At 33.0% G+C, this 13,710-nt stretch carries 10 protein-coding genes; all 10 read left to right on the forward strand.

From position 1 onward, the window contains the following. Positions 1–27 precede the first annotated feature (27 nt). The 10 genes from PYW31_RS00970 (at position 28) to xylB (ending at position 13,701) form a co-directional block, all read left to right on the forward strand. Positions 28–963 (forward strand): ketopantoate reductase family protein, encoded by a 936-nt coding sequence (locus PYW31_RS00970; RefSeq protein ID WP_046837483.1) that lies wholly within the window; start codon positions 28–30, stop codon positions 961–963. Between the two features lie 91 nt (positions 964–1,054). Continuing rightward, positions 1,055–2,698: an alpha-keto acid decarboxylase family protein gene (locus PYW31_RS00975; RefSeq protein WP_046837484.1), complete on the forward strand. Its 1,644-nt coding sequence runs from the start codon at positions 1,055–1,057 to the stop codon at positions 2,696–2,698. A 369-nt stretch (positions 2,699–3,067) separates the two neighbouring features. Beyond that, a complete protein-coding gene (locus PYW31_RS00980; protein WP_046837485.1) occupies positions 3,068–4,141 on the forward strand; it encodes a GntR family transcriptional regulator in 1,074 nt (357 codons plus the stop codon). Between the two features lie 136 nt (positions 4,142–4,277). Next, a complete protein-coding gene (locus tag PYW31_RS00985; RefSeq protein WP_046837486.1) occupies positions 4,278–5,876 on the forward strand; it encodes a xylulokinase in 1,599 nt (532 codons plus the stop codon). Position 5,877: 1 nt separating this feature from the next. Continuing rightward, positions 5,878–6,573: an L-ribulose-5-phosphate 4-epimerase gene (locus tag PYW31_RS00990; protein ID WP_046837487.1), complete on the forward strand. Its 696-nt coding sequence runs from the start codon at positions 5,878–5,880 to the stop codon at positions 6,571–6,573. Between the two features lie 12 nt (positions 6,574–6,585). After that, positions 6,586–8,007 (forward strand): L-arabinose isomerase, encoded by a 1,422-nt coding sequence (gene araA, locus PYW31_RS00995; protein WP_046837488.1) that lies wholly within the window; start codon positions 6,586–6,588, stop codon positions 8,005–8,007. A 42-nt stretch (positions 8,008–8,049) separates the two neighbouring features. Continuing rightward, a complete protein-coding gene (locus tag PYW31_RS01000; protein WP_046837489.1) occupies positions 8,050–9,450 on the forward strand; it encodes a sugar porter family MFS transporter in 1,401 nt (466 codons plus the stop codon). Positions 9,451–9,580: 130 nt separating this feature from the next. After that, positions 9,581–10,729, forward strand: a complete 1,149-nt coding sequence (locus PYW31_RS01005) for an ROK family transcriptional regulator (RefSeq protein ID WP_073505399.1) — start codon at positions 9,581–9,583, stop codon at positions 10,727–10,729. 153 nt (positions 10,730–10,882) lie between these two features. Further along, complete coding sequence (gene xylA, locus PYW31_RS01010; protein ID WP_046837490.1) at positions 10,883–12,205, forward strand: xylose isomerase; 1,323 nt, start codon at positions 10,883–10,885, stop codon at positions 12,203–12,205. Between the two features lie 2 nt (positions 12,206–12,207). Then, positions 12,208–13,701: a xylulokinase gene (gene xylB / locus PYW31_RS01015; protein WP_046837491.1), complete on the forward strand. Its 1,494-nt coding sequence runs from the start codon at positions 12,208–12,210 to the stop codon at positions 13,699–13,701. Positions 13,702–13,710 lie beyond the last annotated feature (9 nt).

Genomic DNA, 13,710 nt, shown 5'->3' on the forward strand with positions numbered 1-13,710 from the left:
AAGATAGATAAACAAAGGGGGATTTAGATGTATAAAATAGCAATAGCAGGAACTGGTGCAATGGGTGGACGTGTAGGTATACAAATGGCACAAGCTGGGTATGATGTTACGCTAGTGGATGAATGGGCTGAACATATTGAATGTATCAATAAAGAGGGTATGAGCGTCCAAACGGAAACAAGTACATATCAATATGACATTAAAGCACGATACCCAGAACAAGTCACTGACACTTATGATTTAATTATTGTTTTGACTAAAGCTATGGATTCAGAAACGATGATTAAAAAACTCAATATAGCACATGCAATTAAAGAAGATACTGCAATTCTGACCATGATGAATGGTCTTGGGCATGATGAACGGTTCGCAAATATTGTTCCGAAATCCCAAATATTTTTAGCGGTAACGATGTGGACGGCTGGTCTTAAAGGGCCGGGCCAATTACTCTTAGAAGGTACAGGTACGATTGAATTGCAACGCTCAGATGGCCACGAAGATCAACGTACGATTGAGATTAACAACGTTTTTAATGAAGCTAAATTAAATTCAAAGATTAGTGACGATGTCTTTCAATCCATTTGGTCGAAAGCAACGTTAAATAGTGTACTCAATCCATTATGTACAATTTTAGATAAGACAATTAATCAATTCTCACAATATCCTAATACACGACAAATGATTGAACCTGTTATTGAAGAAATCGTTGCAGTCGCTAAAGCAAGGGGTTTGGAACTTGATTTTGAAACTTTAGTTAATAAGATTGAGGCAGCATACCCTATAGAGGCTCAAGGGTTACATTATCCATCTATGCATCAAGATCTATACAAAGGAAGATTAACAGAAATAGACTATTTAAATGGTCAAATCGTAAAATATGGAAAAAAAGTTGGCATACCAACGCCTAACAATGAAATGTTGATGCATATGATTCACCAATTAGAATTAAAAGCAGAAAGTTAAACTATTTATTTAAGTCAATATAGTTGACCTTTTTTATTGTTTGAGTTACGTTTGTAGTGTAGTAAAGAAAGATAAAAAGGGGAAATGATGTATGAAAAAACGTATAGGGCAATATTTAATGGACTGTATTAGTGCTGTAGGCGTGGACAAAGTTTTCGGAGTTCCTGGAGATTTTAATCTTACATTTTTAGACGATATTATAAGTAGAGATGACATGGAATGGATTGGTAATACAAATGAATTAAATGCAAGTTATGCTGCAGACGGTTATGCACGCATTAAAGGTATTGGAGCCATGGTTACAACGTTTGGCGTCGGTGAATTAAGTGCAGTTAACGGAATTGCAGGGGCCTTTGCTGAGCGTGTCCCAGTTATACAAATTACTGGCGCGCCAACACGTAAGGTAGAAAGTGCAGGTAAATATGTCCATCATTCTTTAGGAGAAGGGAATTTTGATGACTATAGAAAAATGTACGAACCAATTACAACAGCACAAGCGTATATCGCACCTGAAAACGCACAAATTGAAATTCCAAGAGTAATTAAAGCGGCTATTAATGAAAAAAGACCAGTGCACATACATCTACCTATTGATGTAGCAGCGATTGAAATAGAAGTAACTGAAGCATTTCAATTTGACGATAATCAGTTTAAAGATACTGAAAAATATATCAATATGGTTAAAGAAAAATTGCAAAGCGCAGATCACCCTGTAATTATTGTAGGTCATGAAATTAACAGTTTTAATTTACACAAAAAATTTGTGGAATTTGTAGAAAAAACACATATTCCAGTTGCACAATTATCATTAGGTAAAGGTGCATTTAATGAAGAACACCCATACTATATGGGGGTTTATGACGGTATTTTAGCAGAAGAAGGAATTAGAGATTATGTAGATCAAAGCGATGCAATTTTAAATATTGGAGCTAAATTGACTGATTCGGCAACAGCCGGTTATTCTTACCAATTTGACATAGATGATGTAGTAATGATGAACCATCGTAATTTTAAAATGAATGAAACGGAAAATGAGCATATTACACTTTCAGAATTACTAGATGCTTTAATCTCAATAGATTATGTGAATCATTCAGATTTTCCAAAATATCAACGTCCAAAATCACAAGACTATGAATTGAATCGTGATCCTTTGACTCAAGCGACCTACTTTAAAATGATGCAAGATTTTATTAAAGACGATGACGTCGTTATCGCTGAGCAGGGAACTTCTTTCTTTGGGGCATATGATTTAGCATTATACAGTACTAATAAATTTATTGGACAACCACTATGGGGTTCTATAGGTTATACACTACCTTCGACACTAGGCACACAAATAGCGGATCCTAATCGAAGAAATGTGCTACTAATTGGTGATGGGTCATTGCAACTCACAGTACAAGAAATGTCGACAATGATTAGAGAAAAAGTTAAGCCAGTTATCTTTATAATTAATAATGATGGCTACACAGTAGAGCGTAAGATTCATGGTGAACATGCTGTGTATAATGACATTAAAATGTGGGACTATAAATTATTACCTACAGTGTTTGGCGGTGCTGATGAAGTGAGTGTTCATGATGTTTCTACTAGCGAATCATTGCAACAAGCCTTTGACCAAATTAATGAACAACCTCATATGATGCATTTAATCGAAGTGAAGATGGGCGTACATGATGCCCCAATAAAACTCAATGCTATTGGACAAGCATTTGCAAAACAGAACGGTTAATCAAATAAATATAATGTTAACTAAAAGCACCGATAACATGATAGATGTTACTGGTGCTTTTTTATACATGAAATATTGTAAAATAAAAGTGCATTTGTCATAAGGTCATTTGAAATCAGTTAAATGATTGGAAAGTTGATATTTCAATTAATAGAATTACCAATCTATAATCAAATTTTCTTTATTAGTGTCATTAAACCATGTATGATGCAAAGTGAAAAGGGAATCGTAGTATAGCATTTCACACAAACCATAATCATTTTACATATAGTAGAACAATACTATAACAAGAGAGAAGAAGTGAATTTATTTTGTATGCTATACTTGAAATTATTAATAATATAACGGTAGAACTAGGAGATTGTATTTATGAATAAGCCCAAATATCAAGTGATAGCGGATGAAATTAAAAGCAAAATAATTAGTAAAGACTACCAAGTAGGTACTTTATTACCTACGGAAAAAGACTTTCAAACCATGTACAGTGTCAGTCGATACACGATTAGGCAAGCGATGGAATTACTTGTGACTGAAGGATACATAAAGAAAAGAAAAGGTTCCGGATCGTACGTAAGTTATGAGTATTTGAATTTAGATCAAAAAAACAATTCAAAGAAAATCGGACTTATTGTCACATATCTATCTGATTATATATTTCCAAGTATCATTCGTGGTATAGAAACAGTATTAAGAGAAAATGGTTATTCATTAATATTAGCCAGCACTAATAATAATCATATTGATGAAAGACAATGTCTAGAAATGATGTTGAATCAAGGTATTAAAGGGCTAATCGTTGAGCCTACTAAGAGTAATATATATAATCCTAATTTATCTTACTATTCATTATTTAAACAACGTCATATCCCAATATTATCTATAAATGCAAAGTATGAAGAGTTGAATTTACCCTATATTGCTATTGATGATATTAAATCAGGGCATTTAGCTACAAAATATTTAATAGATAAAGGTCATGATAATATCGCATTAATTACTAAAATTGATGACAATCAGGGTAAGTTACGAATGAAAGGATATTTCAATGCTTTTGAGAGCAATCATAAAGTATTTAAAGGTGAATATATCTATACCTATGATACAGAAAGTAAAGATTCTGTGTTAAACCAATTTATTCAACATGTTAAAGACAAACAAATTAATATCTCTGCTGTAGTTTGTTATAACGATCAAATCGCATATTATATTATGAAAAACCTAGAAAAAATAGGGGTTTCTGTCCCAGAGGATATATCTATCGTAGGTGAAGATAATTCAGTACTTAGTAAGTTAGATGATATAAAATTAACGACAACATCCCATCCTCAAGAGTTGCTAGGTGAAAAGGCAGCGAATTGGATGTTAAAAACGATTGAAACCGGAAAAATGCAGCCTTCAGAATTGATTGATACATACATTATTGAAAGAAATTCAGTTAAATAGTAGTTAAACCCAAGCCTAATAGTATTAGGCTTTTTTTAATGTATTACTTATACGGACAAAAAATAATTTGTGTTGACATGTACGGACAAATATTCTATGATGTTAATGAAAACGATTACAAGAGAAGGTGTTAATAATGCAAAGGGCTACACAATTGAAGGATAGCTCAGGTATTTCAATAGGCATAGAGTTTGGATCCACAAGAATTAAGACGGTTGCGATTGATGAACAATTCAATACTTTAGCATCTGGCTATTATGAATGGGAGAATCAATTTACAAACGGTTATTGGACATATTCTGTAAATGATATCTGGATTGGAATACAAAAAAGTTATAAAGATATGGCAACAACATTCCAAACACAATATGGTTTAACGTTGAAAACGATAAATAGTATTGGCATAAGTGGTATGATGCATGGTTACTTAGCATTTAATGAATATGAAGACTTATTGGTACCTTTTAGAACATGGAGAAATAGCTATACGACAGAAGCGGCACAGAAACTTCGAGAAGTATTTAAATATAATATACCTGAAAGATGGAGTGTTGCACACTTATATCAAGCAATATTAAACAAGGAAACACACGTTTCAAGCGTGAATTATATAACTACGCTATCGGGTTATATTCATTGGTATTTAACAGGTGAAAAAGTATTAGGTATTGGGGATGCATCGGGGATGTTCCCTGTAGATGTCCAAAACCAAAGTTATAGAAAAGATTTATTAGCCAAAGCTGACCAGTTATTACAAGCACATGGATTTAATAAATCAATGTGTGACATGTTACCTTCAATTAAATCAGCTGGTGAAGTAGCGGGATATCTTACTAAAGAAGGTGCACAACTACTTGATCCAGAGGGCAACTTAGAGCCTGGATGTATTATGTGTCCACCAGAAGGGGATGCAGGCACTGGAATGGTAGCCACGAATGCCATTACGCCACAATCAGGTAATATATCAGCGGGTACGAGTGCTTTTGCAATGATTGTCCTAGATCATTCACTTCAAAAGGTATACCCAGAAGTTGATATTGTTGCTACACCGTCAAGCAGTGAAGTAGCGATGATTCATTCAAATAACTGTACATCAGAAATCAATGCTTGGATGAATTTATTTGAAGAGCTTTTTAAAACAATGGGCGTGAACTTTTCACAAGATGATTTGTACGGACAAATTTTAAAGGCATCTGAAAAGAGTGATGATGACTTAGGAGGCTTATTATCTTATGGATATGTATCAGGAGAAAATATTACCAATGTTGAAGTTGGTTACCCATTATTTATAAGAGAACCGAACCATAACTTTACGATAGCAAACTTTATGAAAATGCAATTATTTAGTGCATTCAGTACGTTGAAAATAGGTATGGATTTATTAAAAAATAATGAAAATATAACAATAAATAAGCTGATTGCACATGGTGGCATTTTTAAAACAGAAGGTATTGCACAGTCAGTTTTAGCTGCTGCTATGGATGCTCCAATCACAGTGATGAAGCATGCCAGTGAAGGTGGAGCATGGGGGATAAGTGTCTTAGCACAGTTCGCTACATTAAAGCACAAGACAACATTAGAAGCATTCTTAAGCGAAAGGGTGTTTGCTACTGCAGATGAGACAACGCTAACACCTCAAAAGAAAGATGTGGATAACTTTAATCATTATATTGAAAAGACAATAAAAGCCTTGCCTATAGAACAATCGATGAATAAATATCTAGAGGGTGAATAAAATGCTAGAAAAATTAAAACAAGAAGTTTATCAAGCAAATTTAGAACTTCCTCAAAGAGGATTAATTAAATATACGTGGGGAAATGTCAGTGGATTTGATGAAGCAACGCAACTATTTGTCATCAAACCTAGCGGTGTTGATTACGATGAAATGAGTGCTGACGACATGGTTGTTTGTAATTTGAACTGTGAAGTAGTAGAAGGTAATTTAAATCCATCGTCGGATATGCCTACACACGCGGTACTTTATAAATCATTTGAGGGCATTGGAAGTGTAGTACATACACATTCTCCTTGGGCGACGGTATGGGCACAAGCTGGAATGGATGTTCCAGCAATGGGTACAACACATGCAGATACATTTTATGGTGCAGTACCTTGTGCGCGATTTTTAACTGCCGAAGAAGTAAATAGTAATTATGAGTATGAAACAGGAAAACTCATAGTTGAAACATTTGAAGATAAGAATATTAAACCAAATGAAGTACCTGCCGTTTTATTACAAGGGCATGCACCTTTTGTTTGGGCAAAAGATTGTGCGCACGCTGTGATGAATGCAGTAGTACTTGAAGAAGTATGTAAAATGAATTTATTTTCTAAACAACTTAACCAAGAAGCTCCAGCATTGCCACAAGAAATATTAGATAAACATTATGAACGTAAACATGGAAAAAACGCATATTATGGACAAAATTAAGGAGGAAATTTTATGACTAACAATAAAAAGTTTTGGTTTGTTATAGGATCACAAGAACTGTATGGGAAAGAAGCTTTAGAACAAGTAAGAGAAGATGCACAAGTAATTGCTGACTATTTAAATGAAAATGCCAATTTACCTTTTAAATTAGAATTGCATGAACAATTGGCAACTTCTGCAGATGTAATTACAGACATTATGAAAGAAGTAAATTACAGAGAAGAAATAGCAGGTGTAGTGACATGGATGCATACATTTTCTCCAGCCAAAATGTGGATACAAGGAACACAGTTATTACAAAAGCCATTATTACACTTAGCGACGCAATTCTACAATGATATTTCCTGGGAAAACATTGATATGGATTATATGAACTTACACCAATCAGCTCATGGTGACAGAGAATATGGTTATATAAACAAACGATTAAATAAAAATAATGAGATTGTATTTGGGCATTGGAAAGATGAAGGTACTCAGATTAAGGTCAGAGAATGGATGCTTATTGCAAATGCATATAATGAAAGTTTCAACTTAAAAGTAGCAAGATTTGGTGATAATATGCGAAATGTTGCAGTTACAGATGGAGATAAAATAGAAGCCCAAATCAAATTTGGTTGGACTGTAGACTACTACGGAATTGGAGATTTAGTAGCTTATGTTAACGAGGTTTCAGATAGTGAAATTAATGAACAATTTGAAACGTATCAACAGCTGTATGATTTTGATTACAGAGATTATTCAGTTGAAAAATTCAATGAATCAGTCATTGAACAAATTAAATATGAAGTTGCGATTAAAAAATTCTTAGATGATGGCGCATATACAGCCTTCACTACAAACTTTGAAGACTTACATGGGATGAAGCAATTACCTGGATTAGCGGTACAAAGATTGAATGAACAAGGGTATGGCTTTGCAGGTGAAGGCGACTGGAAAACGGCAGCGTTAGACAGATTATTGAAAATTGCAACTCAAAATAAATCAACAGGATTTATGGAAGATTACACTTATGATCTGAGAAGTAATCAACAACGTATTTTAGGTTCTCACATGTTAGAAGTTGATCCAACGTTAGCAGGAGAAAGACCAAAAATCGTAGTAAATCCATTAGGTATAGGAGATAAAAATGACCCTGCCCGTCTTGTTTTTGATGGTAAAGCAGGAGATGGCGTAGTAGTTACGATGCTAGATTTGGGGACACACTTTAAATTTATCGTAAATGAAATCACTGCGGAAACATTAACAGCGCCAGCACCGAACTTGCCAGTTGCGAGAGTATTATGGAAAGTCAAACCATCATTAGAAGAGGGCGTGAAAAGCTGGATTGAAGAAGGCGGTGGCCACCATACGGTATTATCACTTGAACTCAATACCAATCAATTAGTAACACTTATGAAAATGTTTGATGCAGAGTATGCATTAATACGATAACAAGCGACTTGTTTTGCGAATTACAAAAAGAGGGTGAATGGGATGAAAACGAATAGTAAGGTGTCCAATAGTTTTATATATTTCTTTGGTGCATTTGGGGGTATACTATTTGGTTATGACATTGGTGTGATGACTGGAGCTTTACCATTTTTGAGAGAAGATTGGGGTATAGAAAGTGGATTTATTATAGGTTTAATTACTTCTTCTGTAATGTTAGGAGCTATATTTGGGGGAATATTAGCTGGAAGATTATCAGATAGACTCGGACGTCGAAAAATGATATTAATCTCTGCATTAATTTTCATCGTAGGGTCTATATTATCTGGTATAGCACCACATGAAGGTAGTTACTTTTTGATTTTCTCAAGAATAATTTTAGGATTAGCGGTTGGTGCAGCATCAGCTTTAGTACCTGCATATATGTCTGAAATGGCACCAGCAAAGTATAGAGGGCAACTTTCAGGGTTAAATCAAACTATGATTGTTTCTGGAATGCTCTTGTCATATATTGTCGATTATTTATTAAGAGATTTACCTGTAGAATTAGGATGGAGATTAATGCTAGGTGTAGCAGCGGTACCAGCATTAATATTATTTTTAGGTGTATTAAGATTACCAGAATCTCCAAGATTTTTAATAAAAAATCAAAAGTTCGAAGAAGCTAAACATGTACTGTTAAATTTAAGAAAACAAGGTGATATTAAAAATGAATTGGAAGAAATTCAAACAACCATTCAAAAAGAAAGTAAATTGACGACAAATCATACCTTGAGCACACTGTTTAATAGTAAATATAAATACTTAGTTGTTGCAGGTTTAGGTGTAGCAGCATTTCAACAATTCCAAGGTGCGAATGCAATTTTTTACTATATACCTTTAATTGTTGAACAAGCAACAGGCAGTTCGGCAAGTTCAGCATTGTTATGGCCAATTATTCAAGGTATTATTTTAGTACTTGGATCATTGTTATTTATATGTATTGCAGATAAATTCAACAGAAGAACTTTGTTAATATTAGGTGGAACAGTAATGGGATTATCCTTTATATTACCAGTATTTATCAAAATGATTATTCCCAATGTAAACCCAATTATTATTGTAGTATTTTTAAGTATCTATGTTGCCTTTTATTCGTTCACTTGGGCACCACTTACTTGGGTAATCGTTGGAGAGATATTCCCATTAACAATAAGAGGATTTGCGTCTGGTTTCGCTTCTTCGTTAAACTGGATAGGATCATTTATGGTGGGGTTATTGTTCCCAATTATGACAGCTTATTTTTCTCAAGAAATTGTGTTTGCCATTTTCGGGATAATTTGTATGTTAGGTGTAGTGTTTGTTAAAAAATGTGTTCCAGAATCTAGAGGTAAAACATTAGAAGAAATTGAAAGCATTGGTGATAATAAACAATGTGACAAAGACAAAGACAAAGTTTTTGTATAATAATATAAAATGAGGCTAACTATATAGATGAGTTAGCCTTTTTTTATTTATCAATCTATTTTACGTTATGCTATAGTTTATAGTAAGTGAAAATGTTGTATTTATTGCTATTTTTGAGAGGTGAAGCAATTTGGATGAATTAAACGTGCTTAAATTAGATGAAAACCAAAAGCGAGTGATACAGCAAATATTTAAAAATAAATTGATTTCTAGAATTCAAATATCAAAAAACTTGGGAATTAACAAGGCAACTATTTCTAATATTTTAAATAAATTAAAGGATAAAGGTTTTGTTAATGAAGTCGGACAAGGTAAAAGTACTAAAAGTGGAGGACGTAAACCAATTCTTTTAGAGATTAACCCTCATTTTGGATATGTCATATCTATGGATATTGCATACCATTCCATTGAATTAATGTATAATTATTTTGATGGAAAGATATTAAAGCATGAATCGATACCACTAACTAATAATAAAATGAGTAGTATTTTAGAAGTGTTAGCAAACCATATTGATTCAGAAGAGAAATATCAAACAAATTATGGCTTATTGGGGATGTCTATTTCTATTCATGGTATCGTAAATGATAACCAAGAGATTACTCATTTACCATTTCACGATATTGAAAATATTTCTATAACTGAAAAATTAAAAACAATTGCCGATGTTCCTGTGATTGTTGAAAATGAAGCTAACTTATCAGCTATTTACGAAAGAGATTATGGTAGTCATAAAAATATTAATAATTTAATCACATTGAGTATACATAAAGGTATTGGTGCAGGGTTAATTATTGATAAAAAATTGTATAGAGGTACAAATGGTGAAGCTGGAGAAATAGGTAAAACTTTGGTATCCACTTATGAAAATGGGGAAAAGGTTTATTACAAAATCGAAGATCTATGCTCACAGGAAGCATTGATTCAAACCATCAATAGTAGGATGCAAAGCGAAGTATCTATTGATAAGATTAAAGATTTATACTATGACCACAATCCAATCATTACTGAAGAAATTAAACAATTTTCAACTAGAATTGCTATCTTAATACATAATCTGAATACACAAATTAGCCCTGAAGCAATATATATTAATTGTCCACTTATTAATGAAATTCCTGAAATATTAGAAGACATCAAAAATGAATTTATTATATATACAAGTAAAAAAGTACATATAAAATTAACGTCTAATGTACAATATGCAACATTACTAGGCGCGGCGTTAGCTATAACGCAAAAATTATTAGATATTGAACATATCAAACTTAATTTTTAAAAAAGCATTAAAGTCTTTCAACACTTGTTGAGAGACTTTTTTTAATTAGAATTAACGAAAGCGTTTACAAAAAGTGAGGGAGGTGTTATATTAAATAAAAAGTTAGTTAGTTTAATAAACAAACTAACCAAAAATTCTTCAGGAGGAATTCAAATGACATATTTTGATATTGAAAAAGTTAAGTACGAAGGTCCTAAATCGAACAATCCGTTTAGTTTTAAGTATTATAATCCAGAGGAGAAATTTGGAAATAAAACGATGTCAGAACATTTAAGATTTAGTGTAGCTTATTGGCACACATTCACAGCTGACTTATCAGATCCTTTTGGAGTGGGAGCAGCAGAACGTGATTGGGATGAGTTAAATGACATGGATAAAGCAAAAGCAAGGGTAGAAGCTATTTTTGAATTTATGGAAAAAACGGGCATTGAATATTTTTGTTTCCATGACATTGATATTGCGCCAGAAGGTGAAAACTTAAAAGAATCTAATGAGAATTTAGATGAAATTGTTTCTTTAATTAAACAAAAAATGGATGAAACAGGTAAAAAGCTGCTTTGGAATACTACTAATAATTTTACACATCAAAGATTTGTACATGGTGCAGCAACATCTTCTAATGCAGACGTGTTCGCATACGCTGCAGCTAAGGTAAAGAAATCTCTTGAAATAGCTAAAACTTTAGGTGCAGAGAATTTTGTCTTTTGGGGTGGAAGAGAAGGTTATGAAAGTTTATTAAATACAGACATGAAGTTAGAATTAGATAATTTAGCAAAATTCTTTAAATTAGCAATAGCATATGCTAAAGAAATAGGATTTAATGGCCAGTTCTTAATTGAACCTAAACCGAAAGAACCCACAACACATCAATATGATACAGATGTTGCAACAGCACATGCATTTCTTCAAAAGTATGGTTTAGACAAAGATTTTAAATTTAATATTGAGGCAAATCATGCAACACTAGCTGGTCATTCATTCCAACATGAATTGAGATATGCCAGAGATAATCAAATGCTTGGTTCTGTAGATGCTAACCAAGGACATCCACAATTAGGGTGGGATACAGATGAGTTTCCTACGGATATTTATGATACAACATTAGCCATGTACGAAATATTGAAAAATGGAGGATTGTCATCTGGTGGTCTTAATTTTGATGCTAAACCAAGACGTACCTCATTTAAACAAGAAGATTTAGTATTGACACATATTGCTGGTATGGATGCTTTTGCGTTAGGTTTAAGAATTGCTTATAAAATGATAGACGATCAATTCTTTGAAAATATTGTTAAAGATAAATATCAATCATATACGACAGGTATCGGTCAGAAAATTGTAGATGACCAAACTTCATTTGCCGAATTAGAAAAATATGCTTTGAATTTGTCTGAAATCACCAATGAATCAGACCATTTAGAAGTTATTAAGGCACAAATAAATCAATATATTTTAAATATAAATAATGGGGATTAAATATGGAAAAATATGTGATTGGAATGGATATTGGGACGAGTGGACTCAAGAGTATCGTTGTTAATCAAACAGGTCAGGTAGTAGATAGTTACAGCATCTCTTATCAAACACAACATCCTCATACAGGATATAGCGAAATAGATCCTAATATTTGGTACGAAGCGACGTTAGATAGTTTGAAACATTTAATGGCTAAATACGATTCAAATTTGATATCCGGTATAAGTTTTTCTGGTCAAATGCATGGTCTAGTTGTAGTGAACCGTAAAGGTGACGTGATTAGACCAGCTATATTATGGAATGACACGCGCACGTCTGATGAAGTAGAAAATATTAAAACACAACTCGGTTTAGAATTTTTATTAGAACACACGCAAAATACTGTGTTAGAAGGTTTTACATTACCGAAACTTATATGGTTGAAAAATCATGAGCCAAGCCACTTTGAAAATATATATAAATTTATGCTGCCTAAAGATTACGTTATATATAAATTGACCGGGCATATATCTACTGATCCATCTGATGCAGCTGGTACGATTATGTTTAATGTGAAAGAAGAAAGCTGGTCTAACGCTATTCTAGAAAAATTAGATATTGAGCCATCTATTTGCCCTGAAGTAATAGCATCACATGGGAAAAGTGGAGAATTAACAAAAGAAATTATGGAAAGTATTGGTATTGAAAATTCTATTCATGTTTATCAAGGTGGCGCTGATAATGCTTGTGGTGCATTAGGTGCAGGTATCACTGATGATAGTATGCAGCTAGTAAGTATTGGTACATCTGGTGTGACGTTATCTATACAAAATGATAAAGAATATAAAAATGATGGGAAAGTACATTATTTTAATCACTGTGTACCTAATCAAAAATATATTATGGGCGTGACACTATCGGCAGGATATAGTTTAGAATGGTTAAAACAATTAATGGCAGCTGAAGAAAGTTTCGATGAATTCTTAAAAGATATTAATCAAACGAAAATTGGCGCGTGCGGATTAATCTATACACCCTATTTATTAGGGGAACGTACGCCACATAATGATGCTGATATTAGAGGAAGTATAGTAGGATTAGATGCCAAAACGAATTTAACTGATATCAAACGCGCTGTATTAGAAGGTATAACATTTTCACTTAAAGATAGTATAGAAATTATAAAAAAAGAAGGTAAATGTATCTCTGAAATTGTTTCTATCGGCGGAGGTGCTAAAAATAAAAACTGGTTGCAAATGCAATCTGATATATTTGAAGCACAAGTCACTACGAGAACAGAGGAACAAGGTCCTGCCTATGGTGCTGCGATGTTAGCTGCAATGGGAGCACAATGGTTTAAAGATTTTGATGAGATTAGCCGAGCGTGGATAAAATATAATGACTTTGTTTCATATCATAACGACGACGTTAATCTATATAAAGATTTATATAAAATTTATAAGACTGTGTACTTTAATACTAAGCAAATATCGAAGGAATTAGTTCAATTTAAGTAGTGACTAAGG

The sequence above is a fragment of the Staphylococcus succinus genome (genome assembly GCF_029024945.1).
Taxonomy (GTDB): Bacteria; Bacillota; Bacilli; order Staphylococcales; family Staphylococcaceae; genus Staphylococcus; species Staphylococcus succinus.

Excerpts from the sequence above, each read along its gene's own strand:
- xylB (WP_046837491.1), top strand. The coding sequence starts at position 12,208 with ATGGAAAAATATGTGATTGGAATGGATATTGGGACGAGTGGACTCAAG.
- PYW31_RS01000 (WP_046837489.1), top strand. The coding sequence starts at position 8,050 with ATGAAAACGAATAGTAAGGTGTCCAATAGTTTTATATATTTCTTTGGT.
- PYW31_RS00985 (WP_046837486.1), top strand. The coding sequence starts at position 4,278 with ATGCAAAGGGCTACACAATTGAAGGATAGCTCAGGTATTTCAATAGGC.
- xylA (WP_046837490.1), top strand. The coding sequence starts at position 10,883 with ATGACATATTTTGATATTGAAAAAGTTAAGTACGAAGGTCCTAAATCG.
- PYW31_RS00975 (WP_046837484.1), top strand. The coding sequence starts at position 1,055 with ATGAAAAAACGTATAGGGCAATATTTAATGGACTGTATTAGTGCTGTA.
- araA (WP_046837488.1), top strand. The coding sequence starts at position 6,586 with ATGACTAACAATAAAAAGTTTTGGTTTGTTATAGGATCACAAGAACTG.
- PYW31_RS00990 (WP_046837487.1), top strand. The coding sequence starts at position 5,878 with ATGCTAGAAAAATTAAAACAAGAAGTTTATCAAGCAAATTTAGAACTT.
- PYW31_RS00980 (WP_046837485.1), top strand. The coding sequence starts at position 3,068 with ATGAATAAGCCCAAATATCAAGTGATAGCGGATGAAATTAAAAGCAAA.
- PYW31_RS00970 (WP_046837483.1), top strand. The coding sequence starts at position 28 with ATGTATAAAATAGCAATAGCAGGAACTGGTGCAATGGGTGGACGTGTA.